Source organism: Enterobacter sp. BNK-13 (assembly GCF_048685015.1).
Taxonomy (GTDB): Bacteria; Pseudomonadota; Gammaproteobacteria; order Enterobacterales; family Enterobacteriaceae; genus Enterobacter; species Enterobacter quasiroggenkampii.
The window spans coordinates 1,762,203-1,783,723 of the sequence record NZ_JBLQTP010000001.1 but is presented as its reverse complement, the minus strand read 5'-3'; the positions used below and the strand labels follow the sequence as shown (position 1 = coordinate 1,783,723).

The following is a 21,521-nucleotide window of genomic DNA, read 5'->3' as shown; positions in this document are numbered from 1 at the left end:
ACGTAAATATGAACAAGATATATACCACGGTCTGGTGCGAGTCGCGCCAGCAGTGGGTGGTAACTTCTGAACTTGCGACCGGGTCCGGTCGTCCGAAGTTGACGCCGAAGAAAAGCGCACTGGCGCTGCTGCTGGGGGCTATATTACTGCCTTCCGGATCGGTCATGGCTGCGAATTATGTAGGTGAGACGGTAACGGGTATACAGGGTATTCATGCAGGCGATACGGCCAACTCTACCACCATTAACAGCGGTGGTAGTCAGTTCATCACCAGTGGCGGTTATACCTCTGCCACTACCATCAACACTGGTGGCTCTCAGCTCGTCTCCAGTGGCGGTTTTTCGACTGCCACCATCATCAACAGCGGCGGCTCTCAGCGCGTCTCTAGCGGCGGTATGACCAATGTCACCACCATCAACAACAGCGGCAACCAGAACGTCTATGATGGAGGCTGGTCCTATTCGACTATCATCAACAACCGTGGCACGCAGACCATCTTTAATGGCGGTACTGCCACCATTACTACTCTCAGCGGGGGTAATCAGCACGTCTCCAGTGGCGGCTCAGCAACCTCTACGACTATAAATAGTGGTGGTTATCAGTATGTCTCCAGTGGTGGTTCGGCAACCTCTACTACCATCAATAGTGCTGGCGTTCAGAACGTCCTCATTGGCGGCACAGCCTTCGAAACAATAATAAATAGCGGTCGACAAAACGTAGACGGACTTGGCTCGGCAACCTCTACTACCATCAATTCAATGGGAATACAGTTCATCAGCGCAGGCGGATCGGCGACCGCCACGACCATAGATGGTGGTTTTCAGAACGTCTATGGTGAGGCCACTTTAACCACTATCAACGACGGTGAACAGGATGTCTTCGGTAAGGCCATCTCCACCACTATCAACGGAGGTGTACAGTTCGTCTCCGGCACGGCAACCACCACTATTATTAACGGCGGCACGCAGCGTATCTCCGATGGAGGAACAGCCACCTCTACGACCATCAACAGAGGTGGCGAACAGCGACTCACTGCTGGCGGCGCAGCAACCACCACAACCATCAACAGCGGTGGTCAACAGTATATTTCCAGTGGTGGCTCTGCCATCTTCACCACCATCAACAGTGCCGGAGAGCAGCACGTATACAGTAGTGGTCTGGCCACTGACACCACCCTTAACAGCGGTGGTTTTCAGCTAATTTCTAGTGGTGGCCTGGCCACCTCCAGCACCATTAACAGTAGTGGTCGACAGTATGTTTCCAGTGGCGGTTCAGCAACCTTCACCACCATCATGACGAAGGGTCAGCAGTATATCTCCACGGGTGGCACTGCCACCGCCACTACTATCAACAGCGGTGGTGCTCAGTTCATTGATGGCGGTTTAGTCACCTCTACGATAATTAACGGTGATGGTTATCAGTATGTCTCCAATGGCGGTACGGCTACCTCTACAATAATCAACAGCGGTGGTGTTCAGTACGTCAGCAGTGGCGGTAGTGCTACAGATGTCACAATGAATGGTGGCTCACAGATTATCTGGGAGGGCGGAACGGTCACCAGTGTCGGCATCAATAGTGGGGGCTTGCAGACCTTAGGAAGTGGCGGTGCAACCATTTTTACTACCATCAACAGTAATGGTCTGCAGCGCGTCTTCGGCACTACCACCTCTACAACCATCAACAATGGTGGCAGTCAGTACGTCCATGCTGGTGGCCTGGCCACCTATACTACGATAAAAAGTGGTGGTGAGCAGGAGGTCACAGGTGAGGCTAATCAGACCATAATCAGCAGCGGCGGTGCTCAGTATGTCTCCGCTGGAGGCAAAGCCACCTCTACTACCATCGAAAGTGATGGCCAACAGAAGGTCTTCGGCACAATCACTGATACCACCATTGATGGCGGCCAGTCGTGGCTGTGGGCCGGAGCAGTGGCCGACGGCGAAACCAGAGTAAACGTCGGTGGCGAACTGCTGATGAATGCCGGCTCTCTCGCAACGGACGTAAACATCCAGGGAGGTACCCTTTCTGTTAACGACCTTTCCGATGCCATATCCGGCCCGGACACGGCTCAGGTTGGTAAGCTCACCATGGTCGGCGGCAACGTCAAATTCCTGCGCAACAGCGACGGTGAATTCGCGAAGCTGACGATTACGGAGCTGAGCGGCACCGGGAACTTCCTCCTGAACACCTCTCTCGCAGACCGTAAAGGCAACTTCGTCACTATCGAACAGGGCACAGGCCAGTTTGGTATTGCTGTGGCTGACTCCGGTAAGGAGATATCAGACCACACTGACCTGACGCTGAACCTCATCCACGAGAAAGGCGGTGACATTGACTTTGAAATGGTCACGGCATCCGGGCGAAGCACCCGATTCGTGGATGGCGGCACGTATATGTACACCCTGTACAGCCAGCAGGATAAGGACGGCCTCACCGGCGGTAACGTATGGTATCTGGGTGCCATGGGGAGTGGCGGTGAGAACCCGGGCGGTGAAAACCCGGGCGGTGAAAACCCGGGCGGTGAGAACCCGGGCGGTGAGAACCCGGGCGGCGAAAATCCGGGCAGTGGTGACAACGGCAACGCAGGAGGTAACGGAAATGGCGGTAAGAAGCCAATGACCACACCTGCAACTGATGCCATTCTGTCCATGTCCAATGCAGGTCTGAACGTCGTCCATTCCGAGCTAGATGGACTGCGCACGTATCGCGCTACTCTGGATAAAACCGGACCGGAAAGCAACGTCTGGGGTCATTACCTCGGCGGCAAAACCAACATTGATACCAGCAACGGCGCAGCCTACACCCTGAACCAGAACGGTATGGAAATCGGTGCTGATACCCGTACTGACTTTGACCGAGGCAGCCTCGTCACTGGCGCGTTCATGTCCTTTAGCGATAACAAAGTGAAACATGCCCGCGGCGGCAAGAGCAAAATCGACAGCTACGGCCTTGGCCTGTATGCAACCTGGTTCGATGCCAGCGGATTCTATGTTGACGGCGTAGTTAAGGGTAACCGCCTCAACAACAAACTGAGTGCAGTCATGACCAACGGCGGTAAGACCAGCGGAGACTGGAAACAATATGCGCTTAGCACAGCAGTCGAAGGCGGCTATCAGCTCGATCTCAAAGATGACGTAAGCATCACGCCTTATGGACGCCTGGCGTTTGTTCAGATGACCAGTGAGGATGTGAAACTCAGTAACGGCATGAAAGGCAACACGGGCACTCCACGTTCTGTTACGGGTGAAGCCGGTGCGAAGCTTTCCGGTAAGTTCAGTCTGGGTTCGACTGAGTTCAAACCTTATCTGTCAGCTGCGGTGGTGCAAGAGTTTGCTAACTCAAACGAAGTCACGATCAATGAGCGCAATCGCTTTGACAACAACGTCAAAGGCACATCAGGTAAGTACGGTCTGGGTGCATCGGTTAACGTTAGTAAAGACGTAACCTTGTACGGTGAGGCTAATTATCGTCAGGGCAGCCAAATCGAAACACCGATTCAGGGTGTGGCAGGTATCCGTATCGGATTCTGATGTTACCGCAGGGGCCTTTCGGCCCCTTTTCACTTTGTTCTGAGATGTTCAGGTTATGTTTATGCCCCACATGATTTTGACGAAAGATGTTTTTTTGAATAAAGCGCTGTCTGTCATCCTTCAGCAAGCGTCCCCCAGCAGAAAGGTTTGCGTCGTAGATATTGAATCATTCAGAAGCCTGGGCGCCATTTTCAACCTTCTGAAAAGAAAGAAACTCACTGAAAAGCATGAAATGATCTTCATCGGTGGCAAGGATGTCAGTTCAAGAGTTCTCGAACCGCTTGTGACAATCTACAGGAAATCGTGCTTTATGGACTTTCGAAAGCAGCTTACGGGCGGTCGGACGTATTCATCAGAATATGCGTTGAACCACATCGCACGCTGCAGAAGTCTGAGCATGCTTTCAGAACAGGAGAAAAAGACACTTTTCGCCCTGCTGGATACTGATGACACGGTTGCTGCTGCAAGAAAAATTTACCTGTCCCCCAAGACTGTCTATACCTACACCAATAATATTGGGCAAAAACTTAACCTGAATTCGATACTTCAGGTCAGGCAATTTATTCATTCTGAATTCGAATAGTCGTTGCGGGAAAAACAATAAAAACCGGGCGCGAAGCCCGGTTCTGTTATTTGCTACCGGCGGTTTTACGCGCTCAACCCACGATTCTCCAGCATCGGCTCAATCTTTGGATCGTGCCCGCGCCAGTTGCGATACAGTTCAGCTAAATCAGTACTATTGCCGCGCGACAAAATCGCCTCGCGGAATTTTTGCCCGTTTTCACGGGTCAGGCCGCCCTGCTCGACAAACCACTGATAGCCGTCGTCAGCGAGCATCTGCGTCCACAGGTAGGCGTAATACCCCGCCGCGTAGCCGCCGCCGAAGATATGGGCAAAATAGCTGCTACGGTAGCGCGGCGGCACGGCAGGCAGATCCAGCCCCTCTTTTTTCAACGCAGCCGCTTCAAAATCCTCCACGCTCGAAACGGCCTCGCCGATGCCATGCCAGTTCATGTCCAGCAGCGCGGCAGCCAGCAGCTCGGTCATGTCATAACCCTTATTGAAATGGGTCGCGTTGAGCATGCTTTCCCGCAGCGCGTCCGGCATCGGCTCACCGGTTTCGTAATGGCGCGCATAATGGGTAAACACCTGTGGATGGCTGGCCCAGTGCTCGTTGATTTGCGACGGGAACTCAACAAAATCACGCGGCGTATTGGTGCCGGAAAGCGTGGCGAACCGCTGGCTGGCAAAGAGACCGTGCAGCGTATGGCCAAACTCGTGGAACAGGGTTATCACGTCATCCCAGGAGAGAAGCGCGACACCGCCATTCGCCGGTTTTTGATAGTTACAGACGTTGTAGATCACCGGACGGGCAGCAAACTCGAAGGATTGCTCGACGAAATTCCCCATCCATGCCCCGCCCTGTTTGGAATCACGGGCAAAGAAGTCACCGTAAAACAGTGCCATGCCCTCACCAGTGTGGTCGAAAATTTCCCATACGCGGACGTCCGGGTGATACACCGGGATATCGAAGCGTTCGACGAAGCGAATGCCAAACAGCTGGCTGGCTGCCCAGAATACGCCATCCTGCAGCACGGTATTGAGCGCAAAGTAGGGCCTGATCTGCGACTCATCGAGGGCATATTTTGCCTGGCGCACGCGCTCCGCATAAAAGGCCCAGTCCCAGGCCTCCACGGTGAAACCGCCCTGCTCATCGTTGATAACGTTCTGAATATCCGCCTGCTCGCGTTCCGCGCGGGCGCGAGCGGCAGGCACAATGCCGCGCATAAATTCCAGCGCGGCGGCCGGGGTTTTCGCCATCTGATCGGCGATGCTCCAGCTGGCGTAATCCTCAAAGCCCAGCAGACGGGCCTGTCGCGCACGTAGCGCCGTCAGACGCAGGATCAGCGCGCGAGTATCGTTTTCATCCCCTTTCTGGGTACGCGTCCAGCCTGCGTTGAAGAGGTTTTCGCGCGTCTGACGATTGCGCAGCGCGGAAAGCGCGGGCTGCTGGGTGGTGTTCAAAAGCGGGATCAGCCAGCGATCGTTTAGCCCTCGCTCCGCGGCAGCCTGCGCCGCATCAGCAATCTCACCGGCGCTGAGCCCGTCAAGCTGGTGCGCGTAATCCACCACCAGCCCACCCGTTTTATCGGCCGCCAGCAGACGCTGGTTAAACTGGCTGGTCAGGGAGGCCGCCTCAGTATTCAACGCCTTCAGCTCGGCCTTTTCTGTCTCATTCAGACGCGCGCCGGCCAGAATAAACCGCTGATACGTCTCTTCGACCAGACGACGGGATTCGGCGTCCAGCGCGGCACGGTCCTGCCAGACGCTCTCCACGCGGGCAAACAGCACGTCATTCAGCCAGATATCGTTTGCCAGCGCGGCAAGCTCGGTGGAGAACTGTTCCTCCAGCTCCTGTAAATACGGATTGGTGTGCGCGGAAGTCATGGCGAAGAACACGCTGCTGACGCGCGCGAGCAAAGCGCCGCTTTTCTCCAGCGCCAGCACGGTGTTAGCAAAGTCAGGCGCAGCGGCCTGAGCGACAATCGCGTCAATGTCCACCCGCTTCTGGCGAAGGGCTTCATCGAAGGCCGGACGATAGTGACTGTCGTTGATCTCATCAAAATGGGGGGCCTGGTAAGGCAGCAGGCTGATGTTAAAAAAGGGATTCGTGGCCGTCATCTTTCGCTCCTGAGTACGGGTATCCTCCCAGAGTAGGCCAGGCCGCCTTCCCCTGCAACGCTGTCATACAAATGTTGCCTTAACGCACCCTCTGCGGCCGTGCTATGTTAGTACAACACAAAAAGCGTTGAGGAACAGTGAGATGATTATTTTAGTTACCGGGGCAACGGCAGGTTTTGGTGAAAGCATCACGCGTCGCTTCGTCGCCAACGGGCACAAGGTTATCGCGACCGGCCGCCGTCAGGAACGTCTGCAGGAGCTGAAGGACGAACTAGGCGACAGCATTCTGACCGCGCAGCTGGACGTGCGTAATCGCGCGGCGATCGAAGAGATGATTGCGAATCTGCCAGCAGAATGGCGCGCCATCGACGTGCTGGTCAACAATGCCGGTCTGGCGCTGGGCATGGAGCCTGCCCACAAAGCCAGCGTGGAAGACTGGGAAAACATGATCGACACCAACAACAAAGGGCTGGTCTATATGACCCGCGCGGTGCTGCCGGGCATGGTTGAGCGCAATCGTGGCCACATTATCAATATCGGCTCCACCGCCGGAAGCTGGCCCTATGCAGGCGGTAACGTCTACGGGGCGACGAAAGCGTTTGTGCGCCAGTTCAGCCTTAACCTGCGGACCGATCTGCACGGCACCGCCATTCGCGTCACCGACATCGAGCCGGGCCTGGTGGGTGGCACCGAGTTTTCCAACGTGCGTTTCAAAGGCGATGACGCGAAAGCAGACAAAACCTATGAAAACGCGAACGCCCTGACGCCGGAAGATGTCACCGAAACGGTCTGGTGGGTGGCGACGCTGCCAAAACACGTCAACATCAATACCGTAGAAATGATGCCGGTCAGCCAGAGTTTTGCCGGACTTAGCGTCCATCGTGGCTAACGCTGCCCTTCCCGGCCTGCGGGCCGGGTCTGTTTCGGGTTATAAAAGAATGGTAGTATGTTCAGGCTAACTCTCTGAGAAATGACAACTCATGGCCGCTGAATCGCAACTCAATCCCACCCAGCCCGTAAACCAGCAAATCTATCGCATTTTGCGACGTGATATTGTCCATTGCCTGATCCCACCGGGAACGCCGCTTTCTGAAAAAGAGGTGTCAGTGCGTTTTGACGTTTCCCGTCAGCCGGTGCGTGAAGCGTTTATTAAGCTTGCGGAAAACGGTCTGATTCAGATCCGCCCGCAGCGCGGCAGCTACGTGAACAAAATCTCCCTCTCTCAGGTACGCAACGGCTGTTTTGTTCGCCAGGCCATTGAATGCGCGGTGGCGCGCCGTGCTGCAACGCTCATCAACGACAAGCAGTGTTACCTGCTGGAGCAAAACCTGCATCAGCAGCGGATTGCGATTGACCGCAAGCAGCTGAATGATTTCTTCCAGCTTGATGATGAATTCCACCAGAAACTGGCGCAGATTGCGGATTGCCAGCTTGCCTGGGACACCATCGAAAACATCAAGGCCACCATCGACCGCGTGCGTTATATGAGTCTCGATCACGTCTCCCCGCCGGAAATGCTGCTCCGACAGCATCACGATATTTTCAGCGCGCTGGAAAAACGCGACCCGGACGGCGTGGAAAAAGCGATGACGCTGCATCTGCAGGAAATTAGCGAATCCGTGCAGCTGATTCGTCAGGAAAATAGCGAGTGGTTTAGCGAAGAGTAATATTACGCCGCCCCCTTTCGGACGCGGCGATGGGTTTAGCGAACGACTAACACCGGAATTGTGGCGTAGCGGAGGATAGATTCCGCATTTGATCCCAGCAGATGGGTGGTGATGCCCGGATTTTTCGACCCGATGACAATCACGTCATATTCCCCCTCCTTGCTCAGCCTGATAATTTCATCGCGGACGTTGCCAAAGCGCACCAGGCTGTCAATTTTCTCCGGCGAGATATCGAACAGTCTTTTTAACGCGTTCATTTTCTTACCGGATTCCTCGGTCATATACTCTTCGAACTTTTTAATATCGGCATTAAATCCGCGCAGCAGGGATCGGCTGCTGGCCGGCAGAATGTTGACCAGGGTAATCGAGGCGCCTTCCGCCTTCGCAAGGTTTGCCGCGTGGCGAACCGCTTTGTCGCTCAAATCCATTTCAAACACATCAACAGGCATCAAAATCTTCTTATACATAAGCCTGACTCCTTATTCCGATGAAAGGGTTATTTCCTGTACCCAGAATGGCACCGGGAATATAAACCAACCCTCAACGCTTCCCTTCTGAAACTATCAATAAATGAAAATAACGCTCTGCTTTGTCAATTGCTGTCGTGAACCGTCAGCGCCCGGCACAATAAAGAAAAAAGTGTGAGTTTGATCAAAAACAAAAACATGTGATGCAGACAGGCGTATTTATATGCTCCGTGAACGGCAACCCTGAAATAACGCCGTAACGAAAAGGTTAGAGAGGAGAAAATACCATGATGACATACGACCGTAACCGCAATGCAATCACCACCGGCAGCCGCGTCATGATTAGCGGCACGGGCAAAACTGGCGTGATTAAAGCGATCCACAGCGACGGGCTGGATGCCGCGCAGGTGCGCCGCAGCAAAACGGTTGAAGTGGAAGGATGCGAAGGTAAGTTCGAACCGATTGAGCTGATTCGCCTGGGTATGCACTAAACGGTGCGCAGACATGCCGCCGCGAACGGCGGCATGTGCTGAATTACCGTTGAGACACGTACTGAGCCACGGTCGCTTTCGCACCCTTTTGCAGCAGCGTCTGGTACGCCTTCATCACCGCATCAACAAAGACGGCTTCACGCGGTAATTCCTTGCCGAAGATGGCCTCGATGCCGAGCAGCGCCTTGACCCGGTTTTCCCCTTCCGCACTGCCTTTAACCGCCGCCTGAATCACTGCCAGCTGCGGATCGCTCACGTCAATCGCATTACCCTGCTCGTCCACGCCGCCGACATAGCGCATCCACCCTGCCACGCCAAGCGCCAGCAGCGGGAAAGGCTTCTGATGCACCAGGTGCCAGCGCACGGAATCCAGCATGCGCTGCGGAAGCTTCTGGCTGCCGTCCATCGCAATTTGCCAGGTCCGATGGCGCAGGGCCGGGTTACTGTAGCGGGCAATCAGGAGATCGGCATAGCGTCCTAAATCGACGCCTTTGACCTTCAGCGTAGGCGCCTGCTCGTTGAGCATCAGCGCGTGCGCGGCGATGCGGTAATGTTCATCTTCCATACAGTCGTTGATATGCTGGTAGCCCGCCAGATAGCCCAGGTAGGCCAGAAATGAGTGGCTGCCGTTAAGCATGCGCAGCTTCATCTCTTCAAACGGGATCACGTCCGACACCAGTTCAGCACCGGCTTTTTCCCACGCAGGACGGCCCGCCACAAAGTTATCTTCGATTACCCACTGGCGGAACGGTTCACAGGCCACCGCCGCCGGATCGCGCACGCCGGTCAGCCGTTCAATTTTATCCAGCGTGTCGGGGGTGACCGCAGGCACGATGCGATCCACCATGGTTGACGGGAAGGTGACGTGGGATTCGATCCAATCCGCCAGCTCACCGTCTACCGCACGGGCGTACGCGCAGATGACATTGCGCATCACGTGACCGTTCTCCGGCATGTTGTCGCAGGACATCACGCTAAACGCCGGCAGACCCGCCGCTTTGCGACGCGCCAGCGCTTCCACGACGACACCCGGCGCAGATTTTGGCTGGTGCGGGTTTTGCAGGTCGGCGACGATAAACGGATGATCGAGCATCAGTTGCCCGGTCGCCGGCGAGTGGCAGTACCCTTTCTCGGTGATGGTCAGAGAGACAATCGCAACCTGCGGGTCACACATCGCCGCCAGCACCGTCTCCAGCCCGTCAACCTGCGCATGAAGGGCCTTTTTGACCACGCCAACTACGCGGGAGGTCCACGCATCGGCAGACATTTCCGCCACGGTATAGAGGTTATCCTGCGCGTTCAGATCGGCAATCTGCTGCTCACCGCCAATCAGGTTAACCTCACAGTAGCCCCAGTCGCTGCCGTGCTCAGCGGCGAGGATATCGGCATACACTGCCTGATGCGCCCGGTGAAATGCGCCAAAGCCTAAATGAACGATGCGAGCTTTAAGGCTGTCGCGATCGTACTGAGGCAGCGTCGCATTGGCCTGTAATAAGGTATTTTCCATGATTAAGACTCGTTAATTAGAAAGCTGTGGATCGCTGCCGCTTTTTCTGAAGCGGCAGCGCCTGCTGACTACACCAACTAGAATGGCAGTTGGGGTAAAAAAATAACTGCCATCAACCATACTGATACTGCCGTTTGAGATTTTGATTTATATTAACTTTTGGTCATGTGGTGTGACATAAAAACAAAGTTGTGTGATAAGTCACGCAAGCTATAAACCACTAGCGTCGCGAGGAGACAGCGCCGTAACCGACCGTCTCTTTTGGCGCAGACTCAGCTGCGTCATGCACCGCGCTCAAATCACGGTCGCGCACTTCCGGCATCAGGATCGCCGAGACCAGTCCAATCACGGAATAGGCCACCAGCATGGCAACAATCGGCCACCAGGAGCCGGTCATATTGCAGAAGATCCCTGCCAGCACCGGACCAAAACCCACCGCCACCAGACCACCCGCCTCTTTGGAGATGGCCATACGCGTAAAGCGATTTCGCGAGCCAAACATCTCCGCCATGGTGATATTTTCCAGCGCGAAGAGCCCCAGAACGGCGAAGTTATGGATAACGATGATAGAGAGCATGATCGCCCCCGGCGCATAGCTCTTATCGACGATGATCGACAGCATTGGGTACGCGAGCAGAATGGCGGAGATATTGAGAATAATGTACGGCAGACGGCGCCCCACTTTATCGGAAAGCCAGCCCAGCAGCGGGATGGAGATAAACCCGAGAATGGAGCTGATCATCAGCGCATCGGTAGGGATGGCCTTATCGAACAGCAGCGTCTGGACCAGATAGCCCGCGAGGAAGGTCTGGATCAGCCCCGAGTTGCCCGCCTGGCCGAAACGCAGGCCAGTCGCCAGCCAGAAGGATTTGCTTTTCACCATGGAACCGAGCGACGTGTCCGGTTGCACAGTTTGTGCATCGTTCACTTTCTCAAAGACCGGGCTCTCCTTGAGATTCATACGCAGCCAGATGGCAAAGATCATCACCACGACGCTGGCGAGGAAAGGCACGCGCCAGCCCCAGGCGAGCAGCTGTTCACGGTCAAGGGCAAAGAACATGATGGCCCAGATCGCCGTTGCGCTCAGCGTCCCGCAGTTCGTGCCCATCGCCACCAGCGAGGAGATGATGCCGCGTTTTCCTTTCGGCGCGTACTCCGCCAGCATGGTCCCCGCCCCGGAGATCTCAGCCCCGGCGCCCAGACCCTGAATAATGCGCAGCGTCACCAGCAGAACCGGGGCAAAAATCCCGATCTGCGCGTAGGTCGGCAGGACGCCAATCAGCGTGGTGCAGATCCCCATCATAGTGATGGTGATAAACAGCACCTTCTTACGGCCAATGCTGTCGCCCATTCTGCCGAAGATAAAGGCCCCGACGATGCGCGCAATATAGCCTGCGCCGTAGGTCCCCATCGCCAGGATCAGCGCCATCGCGGCAGACTGTTCGGGGAAGAAGATCTCATGGAAGACCAGGGCGGCCCCCAGCGAGTAAAGCTGAAAATCCATGAACTCCAGAGCGGTGCCAAGCCAGCCGGAAACGGCGGCTTTCACCAGATCGGCGGTGGATCGTTGCGGTTGTACTTGTGTCATGATGGCTATCTCTGAAAGGTAAAATGCGAACCACATAGAGCCTGTCTGCGCAGGCTCTTAATCGCGTAAATGATTATTGGCCGAACGTGAGTAAGACTTTGCAGCACTGCCGCTGATCTTTCTCAAACAGTTCGATGGCGTCTGTTACGTAGTGATAGTCAAAAGTATGGGTGATCAGTTTTTCCGGATCGATCAGCCCCCTCTTCAGCCAGTCGATGACGACCGGGAATTTGTTGGCATTCAGGCGCGAGGAGAAGATCGCCAACTCTTTGCCGGTAATGCCCTGCTGAACAATCTGGCTCGGCTCGCTGGAAAAGCCCATCAGCACGATGCGCGCCGCTGGCGAGGCCAGGGTTATCGCTTCCTGCAAAATAGATGGATGGCAGGCGGCATCAATGATTAACGTCGGTTTGATGCCTTTTTCCTCCAGCGCGGCCTGCAGCGACTGCTCGCCGTTATTAAAGACCCAATCCGCGCCGCTGCGCCGCGCCATCGCCAGGCGCTCGTCTATGCGGTCAACCACGATAACCTGCTTCACCTTATAGACGCCTTTCAGCGCCTGCACGGTGACCAGTCCCATCGGGCCAGCGCCGTAAATCAGCGCGACGTCCTGTTCCGTCGGTTTCACCTGCCCCGTTACGTTGGCGGCGATGGTAAAGGGCTCAACCATGACGGCGTGTCGATCGGGAATGTCATCCGGAATGGCCCAGGCATTTTGAGCAGGCACTGCCGCATATTCACTGAAGCCGCCATCACGGTGCACCCCCAGCACGACCAGCGAGGTGCAGACGTTCGGTTTTCCCACGGAGCACGGGTAGCATTGTCCGCAACTGATCACCGGGTCAACCGCGACGCGCTGGCCCAGGCGGGCAGCGTCAACCCCTTCGCCTGTGGCGTCAATCACGCCAAAGAACTCGTGGCCGATCGTGCGTGGGTATTTCGCAAACGGGTTATGCCCGCGATAGATGTGGCTGTCCGACCCGCAGATACCTGCCAGCGTGATTTTCACGCGGACTTCGCCTGCGCCTGGTTCCGGGTGTGGCCGCTCTTCAATCACCAGTTGGTTTAGCTGCTGAATCACTACGCTTTTCATCGTTCGCTCCTCGCTTACCAGTTCCACAGCGTGCCGTCTTCAAGGCGGGCCACCGGCAGATAGGCCGGATCGTAGGGGTATTTCGCCGCCAGCTTTTCATCAAACTCAATGCCCAGCCCCGGCTTATCGCCCGGATGCATATAGCCGTTATCAAAGCGCCAGCTGTGCGGGAAGACTTCCAGCATCTGTTCGGAGTAGCCCATGTATTCCTGCACGCCAAAGTTCGGCACCCACAGGTCGAAATGCAGCGCGGCGGCATGACAAACGGGCGACAGATCCGACGGACCGTGTGAACCGGTACGCACCTGATAGAGCGAGGCAAAATCAGCGATGCGACGCATCCCGGTAATGCCGCCCGCGTGGGTAATGGTGGTGCGGATATAGTCGATAAGCTGCTCTTCGATAAGCTGCTTGCAGTCCCAGATGCTGTTAAACACTTCGCCTACCGCAATGGGGGTGACGGTGTGCTGGCGGATCAGGCGGAAGCAGGCCTGGTTTTCCGCAGGCGTTGGATCCTCCATCCAGAACATGCGGAATGCTTCGATGCTCTTGCCGAAGCGCGCCGCTTCAATTGGCGTCAGGCGGTGGTGCATGTCGTGCAGGAGGTGCTCATTGAAGCCGAATTTACTGCGCACCGCGTCGAACAGCTTCGGCGTGAAATCGAGGTATTTTTCGGTAGACCAGAGCTGCTCTTCCGGCCAGTCGCCTTTGGTCGCAGGCTCATAGGCCAGGCCCTTTCCTTTGGCCATGCCGTAGGTGGTTTTCATGCCCGGCACGCCGCACTGTACGCGGATCGCCTTGAAGCCCATCTCTTTATGACGGGCGTAATCTTCCAGCACGTCGTCAATGGTGTGGCCGGTAGTATGGCAGTAGACCATCACCCCTTCCCGGGAGGCGCCGCCCAGCAACTGGTAGAGCGGCATGTTGGCCGCTTTGGCTTTGATATCCCACAGCGCCATATCCACGGCGGAGATGGCCGACATGGTAACCGGACCACGACGCCAGTAGGCGCCTTTATAAAAGAACTGCCAGATGTCTTCGATGCGGTGCGCATCGCGGCCAATCAGCTGGGGGCAAAGGTGATCCTTCAGGTAAGAGGCCACGGAGAGCTCGCGTCCGTTTAGCGTAGCGTCACCGAGACCGACAATCCCCTCATCGGTGGTGATTTTAAGGGTGACAAAGTTCCGCCCCGGGCAGGTAACAAACACGTCAGCCGCGACAATCTTCATAATTCCTTTCCTTACATCGTTCGTTGTGATGCTGGAAATTTACCCACCAACCCTACTACCATACAAGTATAATGATCATAAAATCAGCTAACGATCACAAAACCCGGGGCTCACGCGCGCCCCCATCCCGCCACAATAATCAGCATACCGCACAGGGCAATCAGCGCCCCGGCCCAGTCGTATGCGCTGAGTTTGATGCCGTCCACCACGCGTAACCACAGCAGCGCCGTGCAGACATAGACGCCACCGTAAGCCGCGTAAACGCGCCCACTGGCCGCCGGATGCAGCGTTAACAGCCAGACAAACAGGGCCAGCGCGACGCTTGCCGGGATAAGCAACAGTACGGTTCCTCCCTTCTTCAGCCAGAGCCAGGGCAGGAAGCAACCGATGATTTCGCATAGCGCGGTGGCAAAAAAAAGCAGCGTCGTTTTAAGCATTTTTCACGTCAGGTGAGGATTTATTTAACCATCATACCTGATGATGCCCTTTACTTTTCCATACTTGCTCCGCGGGTATGCCGTCATTTCGCTTTAGTGTAGAATCTGTACGGGGTAACTTGATTATCTGCACCCATTTAAAAGGAAACGCTATGACCACATTAAGCAAACGCCTTTGTCTGACAGCCCTGCTGGCGCTGTCATCGTTCGCCTTTGCCGCCTCTGCGACAGCGGAAACCAGCAAGCTCATTATTGAGTCTGGTGACAGCGCGCAAAGCCGTCAGAACGCCGCCATGGACAAAGAACAATGGAATGACACCCGTAACCTTCGTCAGAAGGTCAACAAACGTGCTGAAAAAGAGTGGGACAAAGAAGATGTCGCTTTTGACGCGCGCGATAAGTGTCAGCAAAGTGCAAACGTCAATGCCTACTGGGAGCCTAACACCCTGCGCTGCCTGGATCGCCGCACTGGCCGCACGGTAGCCCCATAATGTCGGTGTCCTGCGACGTTAAACTCCGTCCGCTGGAGCGTGAGGACCTGCGCTTTGTCCACCAGCTCGACAATAATGCCAGCGTGATGCGCTACTGGTTCGAAGAGCCTTACGAGGCGTTTGTCGAGCTGTCCGATCTCTACGATAAGCACATTCACGATCAGAGTGAACGTCGTTTTGTGGTGGAGTGTGAAGGTGAAAAAGCGGGTCTTGTGGAGCTGGTTGAAATCAACCACGTTCACCGCCGGGCGGAGTTTCAGATCATCATCTCCCCTGAGCATCAGGGAAAAGGCCTTGCGTCACGGGCGGCTAAGCTGGCAATGGATTACGGATTCAACGTTCTGAATCTCTACAAGCTTTACCTGATTGTGGACAAAGAGAACGAGAAAGCGATCCATATCTATCGCAAGCTGGGCTTTATGGTGGAAGGCGAGCTGATTCACGAGTTCTTTATTAACGGTGAATACCGCAACACCATCCGCATGTGCATTTTCCAGCATCAGCACCTGGCCGGACACAAACCGTCAGGCGCCAGCCTGCTGAAACCTACCGCGCAGTGAGATTGATGACAAACCTTGTCATGAACCATTGCGCTGTCTTTCTTGCCGGGTGGCGCTGTGCTTACCCGGCCTACAGGGTGCTTCATTGTAGGCCCGTGCAAGCGTAGCGCCGCCGGGCGAAACGTACAAAATGCACGTTACTCTCAGTAATATTCAATCGTGTTCTTGATGGTGTACTTGCGCTCAACGGCGGGTTTGACGCTGTCGTCCGTGATCGTCAGATCGCAGCTCACCGGGTTATTGTGGCGGTCGTAATCGCAGCTCTGCTTCACGTTGCCCAGCGGCTTATCATTCAACATGCTCACTGCCGAGTAATCCATTCTTTTGCGAAGATCTTTAGACGGCGTCGACTGGACGGACAGATGCTGATCCCCGGAGACGGTGGTTTTGCCCAGTGGGTAGCCATCCGCGTCGTAGCGATACTTCACTTCCATCTCTTTGCCGTGCGCCGCCACCACAAAACCGTTGTCGTCGGTATCCCACGTCACCCCGGCTGACGGCAGTTCGGCCAGCTGGCATTTCCCCTGCAGCTTCACTTTGCGCTGCTGGGTTTCTGCGTCAAGATAGTAATTGGCATCCAGCACCAGCGCCACGCCGGTGTTGGCCTCCAGGTCGTGCAGCTCCAGCGTATCGAAACACCCTTCCGTCGAGACGGTGCCGGTGACCCGTTTGGACACTTCGCCCTTTTCGTTGAACAGCGTCTGGGTAAAGTCTTTGACCGGTCCGCGCAGCGGATCAAAATCAAACTCGTTTGAAAAACTCGCCATCTCGGGCGTAAACGACAGCGGCGCGGAGCTGTTGTCGCACCCCATCAGTGTTGCTGCCAGTAGCGTTATCGCTGCGTATTTCTTCACATTTATTACCGTACAGGGAGATTATTCCCAATCATATTAGCAAATACAGTTGTTTACACGAAGCCTGCTAAAATTAATCTCTACACAGAGAAAAGGAGCTACAGATGAAACGGTTACCCTGGATTACCGCCCTAGTGTTAATGAGTGCCTCAACAGCCGCGCTGGCGGCACCGGATTCCTGCGAGCGCGTGAAAAGCGACATTCAGCAGAAGATTATCAACAACGGCGTGCCTGAATCAGGGTTTACGCTGAGCATTGTGCCGAACGACCAGGCCGACCAGGCGGGCACGCAGGTGGTGGGCCACTGCGCCAACGACACCTTCAAAATTTTATACACCCGCACAGGCAGTGGTGCGGCAGCTGAAGCTCAGTAATTGACCCTCAATCCCCTTTGATTTGATGAGGATTAAGATTTAATACCCCCAAATAAGTAACACTCACCCCATCATTAGTCCGGATATCATTTCGGGAAAAATAATACGCAATTATAATGATGGGGTGAGCCATGTCCGATATTGAACATCACGGCGGAATTAGCCGTCGAACTCTCGTGAAATCTACGGCGATAGGTTCTCTGGCGCTTGCCGCTGGTGGGATCTCGCTGCCTTTTGGTTTAAAAAGCGCCGCCGCGGCGGTGAAGCACGCCGTCCAGCCGCCTGAAGATACCGTGGTGTGGGGCGCCTGCTCGGTCAACTGCGGCAGCCGCTGTGCGCTGCGTCTGCACGTGCGTGACAACGAAGTGTACTGGGTCGAAACGGACAACACTGGTGAGGATGTGTATGGCGATCACCAGGTGCGCGCCTGCCTGCGCGGACGTTCAATTCGCCGTCGCATCAATCACCCTGACCGTCTGAACTACCCGATGAAGCGCGTGGGCAAACGCGGCGAAGGTAAGTTCGAACGCATCACCTGGGATGAAGCGCTCGACACGATCGCCGCCAGCCTGAAAGACGTGGTGGCCGACTACGGCAACGAAGCGGTGTATATCAACTACTCCTCCGGGATTGTCGGGGGCAATATCACCCGCTCCTCCCCTTACGCTTCGCTGGTGGCGCGTCTGATGAACTGCTACGGCGGTTTCCTGAGCCACTACGGTACCTACAGCACGGCGCAAATTGCCTGCGCGATGCCCTACACCTACGGCAGTAACGACGGCAACAGCACCTCGGACATCGAAAACACCAAACTGGTGGTCATGTTCGGCAATAACCCGGCAGAAACGCGCATGAGCGGCGGCGGGATTACGTACTATCTGGAACAGGCTCGCGAGCGGTCCAACGCGCGCATGATTGTTATCGATCCGCGCTACACCGACACGGCAGCCGGACGTGAAGATGAGTGGATCCCAATCCGTCCGGGTACCGATGCCGCGCTGGTAGCGGGTATTGCCTGGGTGTTAATCGACGAAAACCTGGTCGACCAGCCGTTCCTCGACAAATACTGCGTCGGCTATGACGAAAAAACGCTGCCGGAAGGCGCGCCCGCTAACGGTCACTACAAAGCGTATATTCTCGGCCAGGGCGATGACAACACGGCGAAAACGCCGGAGTGGGCCTCCCGCATCACCGGTATTCCCGCCGATCGCATTGTTAAGCTTGCCCGCGAAATCGGCTCCGCGAAGCCGGCCTACATCTGTCAGGGCTGGGGACCACAGCGCCAGGCAAACGGCGAGCTGACGTCCCGCGCCATCGCGATGCTGCCGATCCTCACCGGAAACGTAGGGATCAACGGCGGGAACAGCGGCGCGCGTGAGTCCACCTACACCATCACCATCGAACGTATGCCGCTGCCGGATAACCCGGTCAAAACGCAAATTTCCTGCTTCAGCTGGACGGACGCTATCACCCGCGGCCCGGAGATGACCGCCCTGCGCGACGGCGTGCGCGGCAAGGATAAGCTGGACGTGCCGATTAAGTTCATCTGGAACTACGCGGGCAATACCCTCATCAACCAGCACTCCGATATCAATAAAACCCACGATATCCTGCAGGATGAAAGCAAGTGCGAGATGATTGTGGTCATCGATAACTTCATGACGTCGTCAGCGAAGTATGCCGATATCGTGTTGCCAGACCTGATGACCGTCGAACAGGAAGACATCATTCCTAACGATTATGCGGGTAACATGGGCTACCTGATATTCCTTCAACCCGTGACCGCGCCGAAATTTGAACGCAAGCCCATCTACTGGATCATGAGCGAAGTGGCGAAACGCCTCGGGCCGGATATCCATCAGAAATTCACCGAAGGACGGACGCAGGAACAGTGGCTGCAGTATCTGTATGCCAAAATGCTCGAAAAAGACCCTCATCTGCCGTCCTATGACGAGCTAAAAAAAATGGGCATTTACAAGCGTAAAGATCCGAACGGCCATTTTGTAGCCTATAAAAAATTCCGCGAAAATCCGGAAGCCAACCCGCTGAAAACGCCATCGGGTAAGATTGAAATATACTCCAGCAAGCTGGCGGAGATTGCGGCCACCTGGGAGCTGGAAAAAGATGAGACCATCAGTCCGCTGCCCGTCTACGCATCAACCTTCGACGGCTGGGATGCGCCCGAGCGCGCACAGTTCCCGCTGCAGCTGTTTGGTTTCCACTTTAAGGCCCGTACCCACTCGAGCTACGGTAATGTAGACGTGCTGAAAGCCGCCTGTCGCCAGGAGGTCTGGCTTAATCCTGTCGATGCTGAAAAACGCGGCATTAAGAACGGCGATACGGTGCGCGTCTTTAACGAACGCGGCGAGGTACGAATTGAAGCAAAAGTGACGCCGCGCATCATGCCCGGCGTGAGCGCTATGGGCCAGGGTGCCTGGCACGACGCCAATATGATTGGCGATCGCATCGATCACGGCTCATGCATCAACACCCTGACCACGCACCGCCCTTCACCGCTGGCAAAAGGCAACCCGCAGCACACCAATCTTGTGCAGATCGAGAAGGTGTAGCAAGTGAATGGCGTGGCCGTGGTTTATTCTATGATTTGTATTATCGGTTAACACAGTCGCGCGGACACTCTCCGCGCGAACAAGGAAGATGTAATGAAAGATGTCTCACATCGTGAATCGTTCACGTTCAGCGCCCGGGTGCTGGGCGCGCTGTTTTATTTCTCGCCAGACAGTGAGCAGGCCGCGCCGCTGGTGCAGGCCCTCACCGCAGGGGATTGGGTTCAGGACTGGCCCCTACCCCCGGAAACGCTGCAGCCTGTAGCTGACACTTTTGCCGCGTCTACCGATGAGCCGCTGAGGGACGCCTGGCAACGGCTGTTTGTTGGCCCTTACGCCCTGCCCGCGCCACCGTGGGGCTCCGTCTGGCTTGACCGCGAATCCGTACTGTTCGGCGACTCGACCCTCGCTCTGCGCCAGTGGATGCGGGAGAACGCTATCGCATTTGAAATGCAGCTGAATGAACCGGAAGATCACTTCGGGACTTTGCTGCTGCTGGCGGCATGGCTGGCCGAGAATGGCCGCGATGCGGAGTGCGCTCAGCTTCTGGCGTGGCACCTGCTGCCGTGGAGCACCCGCTTCCTGTCCGTGTTTGTCGACAACGCCGGACATCCGTTTTATACCGCGCTGGGTAAGCTTGCGCAGCTGACGCTCGCGGACTGGCGATCCGGGCTCCTTATTCCGGTTGCGGAAAAGACGCTGTATCGCTAAGGGGTGTGGCTTGCTCGCGGGTAGCGAGCAAGCTACGGTCAAAAGAGGAAGCTTAAAAAATTTAACTCGAAACAGGAGGCATATTGAATTTAATAATATAAAATAGCTTTTCCTGGTAAGGTCAACACTTTCGTTTGATACATACAAAACAAAACCATGACTAAAAATTATTCTTTCGAAGATAAACGCAAGAAATTACTTGTTACAGCCGTGATATTCAGCGTTTTAGGTGGATGGCTCTGGTATATGTCATGGGCATCTGGCATCTCCCATAATACTATATTAAAAAAATCCGTTCCTGAATGGATGACATATATTTCACTTGGCGTTTTGATTGGAACAATTTTTGTTATGCGCGCTTTTTACCTGCGCACTTTTAACAAAACATTAGAATATATTGCCAGTGCTTTTTTTAGCGGCTTTTGCCTTGGGTTTGTATTGAGCTTAAATTGCTATGATATTTATGTCTATCTCTTCCCGGACAAAATAATTGGCTATGAATCTGAATATGAGGTTGTCTTTCCGGGGCCTTCGAGAGGTAAGTATGGCCATTGTGAAGCGGGTCTCTGGTTAAAAGATCAGAACACCAACAGATGGATTCAGCTTTGTACAAACAAAGAATATCTGCACAGCCACCGTAAGCAGGGAATGACTGGGGTGTGGGTAACAGCTCGTGTGAATAATATTGGAAGTTACATTGTGAATTATGAGTTTATTTATTTGTAGGCACGACCCTATCTATTTTTGTTCCGGCAAAAATGAATGGTACTCAAGGTCCGCTCCTTGCTTATAGCCGTCAGCCTGATACGTCGCACCACAGATTGCGCATTCACAGCGGAGAAACCGGCTATGGGCAGGGTCATCTCAAAATCGAATCAGGGTAAATTTCATTCATACCCCCACATTTAGTGGTGGATACGTGACGACTGTTCATCTATTCTGCTTTTTCAGCGAGCAAGCCGGAGTCATTTTTAGTGGATAATCCCATATTTCTGAAAACTATCATTATCTTTATTCTCATCCTGTGGGTAATAGACGTAGTCAGGAGAAAGAAAAAAAAGCGTTATGACTCCGCTATAGCAGAGGCTAATGCCAGAGAACGCTATGAATGGCGCTATCTCAGATGGAGTTGGCAGGCAATACGAGTGGCGGCGGCAGTGTATATCTTTGTTCAGCTGATTCAGTTTTTACTGAGATAGATGGCAGAAGAAGGTAAGACAGGCTAGGAACACCTCACTGTCCAGGCCAACTGTAGTTGCGCCTCGGTGGTAGA

General features: G+C 54.9%; 20 protein-coding genes. 12 read left to right on the top strand and 8 right to left on the bottom strand.

Going from position 1 to position 21,521, the window contains the following annotated elements; translation table 11 throughout:
* Positions 1 to 8 precede the first annotated feature (8 nt).
* Both ACMGGQ_RS08685 and ACMGGQ_RS08680 read left to right on the top strand, forming a co-directional pair.
* Positions 9 to 3,530 carry an autotransporter outer membrane beta-barrel domain-containing protein gene (locus ACMGGQ_RS08685; RefSeq protein ID WP_420289864.1) on the top strand — a complete coding sequence of 1,174 codons (3,522 nt, stop codon included), beginning with the start codon at positions 9 to 11 and terminating at the stop codon, positions 3,528 to 3,530.
* A gap of 61 nt (positions 3,531 to 3,591) precedes the next feature.
* Positions 3,592 to 4,113 (top strand): LuxR C-terminal-related transcriptional regulator, encoded by a 522-nt coding sequence (locus tag ACMGGQ_RS08680; protein WP_353145578.1) that lies wholly within the window; start codon positions 3,592 to 3,594, stop codon positions 4,111 to 4,113.
* Between the two features lie 65 nt (positions 4,114 to 4,178).
* On the opposite strand, the gene dcp is transcribed toward ACMGGQ_RS08680, so the two are convergent.
* The gene (dcp, locus tag ACMGGQ_RS08675; protein WP_420289863.1) at positions 4,179 to 6,212 is read right to left on the bottom strand and encodes a peptidyl-dipeptidase Dcp; all 2,034 of its coding nucleotides are present in this window, start codon (positions 6,210 to 6,212) and stop codon (positions 4,179 to 4,181) included.
* A gap of 142 nt (positions 6,213 to 6,354) precedes the next feature.
* On the opposite strand from dcp, the gene ydfG reads away from it, so the two are divergent.
* Together ydfG and ACMGGQ_RS08665 are read left to right on the top strand one after the other, a co-directional pair.
* On the top strand, positions 6,355 to 7,101 hold the full coding sequence (ydfG, locus tag ACMGGQ_RS08670) for a bifunctional NADP-dependent 3-hydroxy acid dehydrogenase/3-hydroxypropionate dehydrogenase YdfG (protein ID WP_023292548.1): 747 nt from the start codon (positions 6,355 to 6,357) through the stop codon (positions 7,099 to 7,101).
* Between the two features lie 91 nt (positions 7,102 to 7,192).
* Positions 7,193 to 7,879 (top strand): GntR family transcriptional regulator, encoded by a 687-nt coding sequence (locus ACMGGQ_RS08665; RefSeq protein ID WP_008502405.1) that lies wholly within the window; start codon positions 7,193 to 7,195, stop codon positions 7,877 to 7,879.
* A 35-nt stretch (positions 7,880 to 7,914) separates the two neighbouring features.
* On the opposite strand, the gene ACMGGQ_RS08660 is transcribed toward ACMGGQ_RS08665, so the two are convergent.
* Positions 7,915 to 8,346 (bottom strand): universal stress protein, encoded by a 432-nt coding sequence (locus ACMGGQ_RS08660; RefSeq protein ID WP_024909093.1) that lies wholly within the window; start codon positions 8,344 to 8,346, stop codon positions 7,915 to 7,917.
* Between the two features lie 287 nt (positions 8,347 to 8,633).
* Here ACMGGQ_RS08660 and ydfZ point away from each other — a divergent pair, with 287 nt between their 5' ends.
* Positions 8,634 to 8,837 carry a putative selenium delivery protein YdfZ gene (gene ydfZ, locus ACMGGQ_RS08655; RefSeq protein WP_014883679.1) on the top strand — a complete coding sequence of 68 codons (204 nt, stop codon included), beginning with the start codon at positions 8,634 to 8,636 and terminating at the stop codon, positions 8,835 to 8,837.
* Positions 8,838 to 8,880: 43 nt separating this feature from the next.
* Here the strand turns inward: ydfZ and ACMGGQ_RS08650 are convergent, their stop codons facing one another.
* The 5 genes from ACMGGQ_RS08650 to ACMGGQ_RS08630 all read right to left on the bottom strand — a co-directional run bounded on the left by ACMGGQ_RS08650 (position 8,881) and on the right by ACMGGQ_RS08630 (position 14,691).
* On the bottom strand, positions 8,881 to 10,344 hold the full coding sequence (locus ACMGGQ_RS08650) for a mannitol dehydrogenase family protein (RefSeq protein ID WP_420289862.1): 1,464 nt from the start codon (positions 10,342 to 10,344) through the stop codon (positions 8,881 to 8,883).
* 220 nt (positions 10,345 to 10,564) lie between these two features.
* Complete coding sequence (locus tag ACMGGQ_RS08645) at positions 10,565 to 11,932, bottom strand: MFS transporter (RefSeq protein ID WP_420289861.1); 1,368 nt, start codon at positions 11,930 to 11,932, stop codon at positions 10,565 to 10,567.
* A gap of 73 nt (positions 11,933 to 12,005) precedes the next feature.
* A complete protein-coding gene (locus ACMGGQ_RS08640; RefSeq protein ID WP_420289860.1) occupies positions 12,006 to 13,025 on the bottom strand; it encodes a Zn-dependent oxidoreductase in 1,020 nt (339 codons plus the stop codon).
* A gap of 14 nt (positions 13,026 to 13,039) precedes the next feature.
* Positions 13,040 to 14,254: a D-mannonate dehydratase ManD gene (manD, locus tag ACMGGQ_RS08635; protein ID WP_023292552.1), complete on the bottom strand. Its 1,215-nt coding sequence runs from the start codon at positions 14,252 to 14,254 to the stop codon at positions 13,040 to 13,042.
* Between the two features lie 110 nt (positions 14,255 to 14,364).
* The gene (locus ACMGGQ_RS08630; protein ID WP_024909097.1) at positions 14,365 to 14,691 is read right to left on the bottom strand and encodes a YnfA family protein; all 327 of its coding nucleotides are present in this window, start codon (positions 14,689 to 14,691) and stop codon (positions 14,365 to 14,367) included.
* Between the two features lie 152 nt (positions 14,692 to 14,843).
* On the opposite strand from ACMGGQ_RS08630, the gene ACMGGQ_RS08625 reads away from it, so the two are divergent.
* The gene (locus ACMGGQ_RS08625; RefSeq protein ID WP_023335541.1) at positions 14,844 to 15,182 is read left to right on the top strand and encodes a DUF1283 family protein; all 339 of its coding nucleotides are present in this window, start codon (positions 14,844 to 14,846) and stop codon (positions 15,180 to 15,182) included.
* Positions 15,182 to 15,742, top strand: a complete 561-nt coding sequence (gene speG, locus ACMGGQ_RS08620) for a spermidine N1-acetyltransferase (protein ID WP_048030664.1) — start codon at positions 15,182 to 15,184, stop codon at positions 15,740 to 15,742. The genes ACMGGQ_RS08625 and speG overlap by 1 nt, the downstream gene beginning before the upstream one ends.
* 143 nt (positions 15,743 to 15,885) lie before the next feature.
* On the opposite strand, the gene ACMGGQ_RS08615 is transcribed toward speG, so the two are convergent.
* A complete protein-coding gene (locus tag ACMGGQ_RS08615) occupies positions 15,886 to 16,596 on the bottom strand; it encodes a YnfC family lipoprotein (RefSeq protein WP_072052294.1) in 711 nt (236 codons plus the stop codon).
* Positions 16,597 to 16,700: 104 nt separating this feature from the next.
* On the opposite strand from ACMGGQ_RS08615, the gene ACMGGQ_RS08610 reads away from it, so the two are divergent.
* The 5 genes from ACMGGQ_RS08610 (at position 16,701) to ACMGGQ_RS08590 (ending at position 21,447) form a co-directional block, all read left to right on the top strand.
* On the top strand, positions 16,701 to 16,970 hold the full coding sequence (locus ACMGGQ_RS08610; protein ID WP_045910412.1) for a DUF1161 domain-containing protein: 270 nt from the start codon (positions 16,701 to 16,703) through the stop codon (positions 16,968 to 16,970).
* Between the two features lie 131 nt (positions 16,971 to 17,101).
* The gene (gene ynfE, locus ACMGGQ_RS08605; protein WP_420289859.1) at positions 17,102 to 19,540 is read left to right on the top strand and encodes a selenate/tellurate reductase subunit YnfE; all 2,439 of its coding nucleotides are present in this window, start codon (positions 17,102 to 17,104) and stop codon (positions 19,538 to 19,540) included.
* A gap of 93 nt (positions 19,541 to 19,633) precedes the next feature.
* Positions 19,634 to 20,248: a Tat proofreading chaperone DmsD gene (gene dmsD / locus ACMGGQ_RS08600; RefSeq protein ID WP_420289858.1), complete on the top strand. Its 615-nt coding sequence runs from the start codon at positions 19,634 to 19,636 to the stop codon at positions 20,246 to 20,248.
* A 156-nt stretch (positions 20,249 to 20,404) separates the two neighbouring features.
* Positions 20,405 to 20,974: a hypothetical protein gene (locus ACMGGQ_RS08595; protein ID WP_045910409.1), complete on the top strand. Its 570-nt coding sequence runs from the start codon at positions 20,405 to 20,407 to the stop codon at positions 20,972 to 20,974.
* A 248-nt stretch (positions 20,975 to 21,222) separates the two neighbouring features.
* The gene (locus tag ACMGGQ_RS08590; protein WP_069719325.1) at positions 21,223 to 21,447 is read left to right on the top strand and encodes a hypothetical protein; all 225 of its coding nucleotides are present in this window, start codon (positions 21,223 to 21,225) and stop codon (positions 21,445 to 21,447) included.
* Positions 21,448 to 21,521 lie beyond the last annotated feature (74 nt).